The sequence below is a fragment of the Actinomadura sp. CNU-125 genome, assembly GCF_001942465.1.
In the GTDB taxonomy this organism is placed as follows: domain Bacteria; phylum Actinomycetota; class Actinomycetes; order Streptosporangiales; family Streptosporangiaceae; genus Spirillospora.
In genome coordinates this window covers 1-2,784 of sequence record NZ_MKJY01000433.1, presented here as the reverse complement: position 1 = coordinate 2,784, position 2,784 = coordinate 1, and the positions used below count along the sequence as shown (strand labels likewise).

The window sequence follows — 2,784 nt, the reverse complement described above, 5'->3', positions numbered from 1 at the left end:
GGGAGCTCGGACGTTGCTGGCTCGGTGGGGGCTCGTGGGGTGGGGGTCGTGGTGGCGGCGGTCGTGTTCCTCGGGTGGTCCGGGTGGAGCGTGTGGCGGGACGATCCGGCGGCGAGCGGGCCCGCGGGGGAACGGGCGGTCGTGCTGCGCGCGGCGGAGCGGGAGATCGCGGCGCTGAACTCGATGGACGGGACGAACGTGGACGCCGGGTTGCGCGGGTGGCTCGGCGCGACGACGGGGGCGCTGCACGCGCAGTTGCGGCGGGACGAGGCGGCGAACCGGCGGAAGATCGGGGAGTCGGGGACGGACGCGGCGGCGACCGTCACCGGGGCGGCCGTGACCTCGCTGGACGAGCGCGCCGGGACCGCGGAGGTGATCGCGGCGGTGCGGGTGCGGCTGACGTTGAAGGGCGGGGAGCCGACGATGCAGCGCAAGCGGTTCGCGGCGGAGCTGGCGCGGACGCCGCAGGGGTGGAAGCTCGAATCGCTCACGTCCGTCCCGGTGGGGGCGGGATGAGGCGGGTCCTCCGGTTGTACCGGCCGTTCGCCGTCGCGCTCGGCATCGTGCTCGCGGGCGTCGCGCTGCACCCGGTCGCGGACGCGGTCCGCGGGAACGACCGGGCGGTGTTCGACGACGTGGCGGCGGCGGAGGCGACGGGCGCCGTGTCGCGGGGGCTGGCGGCGGTGTTCAGCTACGAGGCGGGCGATGTCGCGGCGACCGAGCGGGCCGCCGCGCGGGTGCTTCGGGGGGCGGCGCTGCGGCAGTACCGGACGCTGTTCGGGCAGGTGAAGCGGCAGGCGCCGGAGCAGCGGGTCACGCTCGTTACGCGGGTGGTGCGCGCGGGGGTGGTGTCGCTGTCCGGCGACGCGGCGAGCGTGCTGGTGTTCCTCGACCAGACGGCGACGCGCGCGGGGGAGCGGGCGGGGACGCCCGCGGCGGCGCAGCTCGTCGTGTCCGCGCGGCGTGCCGACGGCCGGTGGACGATCCACGAACTGCGGGCGGTCTGATGGACGGCGGTCCCGATCTCGTGCAGCGGACGGCGGTGGCGCTCGCCGTCCTCGCGGCACTGTTCGCTCTTTGGGGCGGTCGGTCCTGGTATGCGGCGGCGCACGACGACGGTGCCGCGTACTCGCGCGTCCGCGCGGAGGTGCTGCGGGCGGGCGAGCAGTCCGTGCAGAACCTCAGCACGCTCGATTACCGGACGCTCGAACCCGATCTGCGCACGTGGCGGGAGTCGACGACCGGCGAGCTGCACCGCGAGATCGCGCAGGGCGGCGCCGCGTTCGAGCGGCGGGTGCGGGAGGCGAAGACGGTGACGGCGGCGACGGTGCTGGAGGCGGCGGTCGCGGAGCTGGACGTGCGGTCGGGGCGGGCGCGCGTCCTCGTCGCGGTCGAGATCACCGTGACTCCGCCCGAGGGCGATCCGGTGGTCAAGCAGGACCGCCTGGTCGCGCGGCTCGACCGGACGGACGGCGGCTGGAAGATCAGCGGGCTCGGCCGCGCACCCCGGGACGCGCTGTGAACCGGCCGTTCGTGCTCGGGATCGCGGCGGTGCTGCTGGCCGCGTCCGGGTTCTGGGCGCGGCAGGAGGCGGCGGCGCTGCGCGACGATCCGGCCGTGCGGAACGCGGCGCTCACCGACGGCGCCGCGACGAGCGAGGTGAAGGGCGCGGTCGCGACATGATCGGGCGGCTCTTCTCCTACGATCACGCGGCCCCCGAACGCACCCGGGACGCGGTGCGGAGTTTCCTCGTCGGGGACGCGGTCGGGCAATACGAGAGCGTCTTCGGAAAGGTGCGGGAGGAGGCGCCGAAACGCGAGGCCGTGCTGAGCACCCGGGTCACCGACAGCGCCGTGGTCACCCTCCGGGACGGGCGCGCGCGCCTCCTCGTGTTCGCCGACCAGCAGACGACCCGGACCGGCGACGGGAGCAGTTCGCACGCCCCCGCGATGCTGGCCGTGGACGCCGTCCGGCGGGACGGGCGCTGGCGCATCGACGGCCTCGACATGTTCGGCTGACCTTTCCGCAGGAAACCGGACGCCATTCGCCCGTTCGTTCCTGATTTTGTCAACCGGATTCGAGGAAACTCGTGTAACGAGTGATTCCCGGGACAACCGGAAAAGGGGCCGGATCGACGATCCTTGTGAGCGCACGATCGCTCATGAGGGGGAACGGCGAATGGCAGTGACAGAGCTGGACGTCCCGGCGTTCGAGAAGGTCCCGGCGTGGGTCGCGCGGCGGCTGCGGGCCCGCGTGGACCGGGCGGCCGACGAGCTGCTGCACGAGCTGCGCGAGCGCGGCACCGCGCCGGAGAGCGGGGACGAGGCCCGGCGGGTGCGGTCGGGGATCGCGGCGGGGCTGCGGCACTTCTGCGACCTGGTCGACGATCCGGACGCGGCTGGGACCGGGTGCAGGCGTTCTACGTGCGGGTCGGCCGGCACATGGCGCGCGACGGCCGCGACCCCGACGAGATCCAGCAGTCGCTGCGCCGGTCCGCGCTCGCCGTGTGGCGCACGCTCGCGACCGTCCCGGGCGGCCTCGACCTCGACCACGCGACGCTCGGCCTGGTGGTGGACGCCCAGTTCGCCTACATGGACGCGGTCGCCGCGGTCATCACCGACGGGTACCGGGACGAGCTGCGCGACCACGCCGGGACGGCCCGCGACATCGAGGCGCGGCGCCGCGCCCGCTTACTGCATCTGCAGCTCGCCGAGCGCCCGCCGACCCCGACCGGATCACGGTGGCTCGCCCGCGAGGCGCGGCTGGCCGCCGCCCCGGACGGTC

General features: G+C 75.0%; 5 protein-coding genes and 1 pseudogene. All 6 read left to right on the top strand.

Going from position 1 to position 2,784, the window contains the following annotated elements:
- Nucleotides 1–516, top strand: a 516-nt coding sequence (locus BJF79_RS36280; protein ID WP_262403077.1) for a hypothetical protein, incomplete at its 5' end; no start/stop codon positions are given.
- Complete coding sequence (locus tag BJF79_RS36275; RefSeq protein ID WP_075904214.1) at nucleotides 513–1,007, top strand: hypothetical protein; 495 nt, start codon at nucleotides 513–515, stop codon at nucleotides 1,005–1,007. The genes BJF79_RS36280 and BJF79_RS36275, both read left to right, overlap by 4 nt.
- Complete coding sequence (locus BJF79_RS36270) at nucleotides 1,007–1,522, top strand: hypothetical protein (protein ID WP_143220706.1); 516 nt, start codon at nucleotides 1,007–1,009, stop codon at nucleotides 1,520–1,522. The genes BJF79_RS36275 and BJF79_RS36270 overlap by 1 nt, the downstream gene beginning before the upstream one ends.
- The gene (locus BJF79_RS56375; RefSeq protein ID WP_158079401.1) at nucleotides 1,519–1,683 is read left to right on the top strand and encodes a hypothetical protein; all 165 of its coding nucleotides are present in this window, start codon (nucleotides 1,519–1,521) and stop codon (nucleotides 1,681–1,683) included. The genes BJF79_RS36270 and BJF79_RS56375 overlap by 4 nt, the downstream gene beginning before the upstream one ends.
- Complete coding sequence (locus BJF79_RS36265) at nucleotides 1,680–2,018, top strand: nuclear transport factor 2 family protein (protein ID WP_075904210.1); 339 nt, start codon at nucleotides 1,680–1,682, stop codon at nucleotides 2,016–2,018. Before BJF79_RS56375 ends, BJF79_RS36265 begins: the two co-directional genes overlap by 4 nt.
- Nucleotides 2,019–2,408: 390 nt before the next feature.
- Nucleotides 2,409–2,784, top strand: a pseudogene (locus tag BJF79_RS36260) (hypothetical protein); the annotation flags it as partial.